We start from the raw sequence: 424 nt of genomic DNA on the forward strand, positions 1-424 counted from the left end.
GCCCGGGCGAGGGCGACGCGCCCGGCCTGGCCGCCGGAGAGTTCGGCGGGACGTCGGTGGCTGAGGTGGCCGACGCCGAGGCGGTCGAGCCAGTCGGCGGCGGCGCGGCGGGCCTCGGCGCGGGGGACGCCCTGGGCGCGGAGGCCGTAGGCGGTGTTGTCGAGCGCGGTGAGGTGCGGGAGGAGCGCGCCGTCCTGCGGGACCCAGGCGACGCGGCGGCGGTGCGGCGGCAGGGCGGTGACGTCCTGGCCGCCGAGGCGCAGTCGGGCGTGGGCGCGGGGGGTGAGGCCGAGCAGGGCGCGGAGGAGTGTCGTCTTGCCGGCGCCGTTGGGGCCGACGACGGCGAGGGTGGTGCCGGGTTCGGCGGAGAGGTCGAGGCGGGTGTAGCCGTCGACGTGGGCGTGGAGGTCCCAGCGGCCGGTGG

1 protein-coding gene is annotated in these 424 nt (G+C 80.0%); it reads right to left on the minus strand.

Annotation, left to right across the window (positions count from 1 at the left end; all coding sequences use genetic code 11):
- Positions 1 to 424: ATP-binding cassette domain-containing protein (locus tag FNX44_RS27690; RefSeq protein ID WP_153507832.1), on the minus strand; the 424-nt coding region annotated here is incomplete at both ends.

It is taken from the genome of Streptomyces alkaliterrae (assembly GCF_007097205.2).
GTDB lineage: Bacteria > Actinomycetota > Actinomycetes > Streptomycetales > Streptomycetaceae > Streptomyces > Streptomyces alkaliterrae.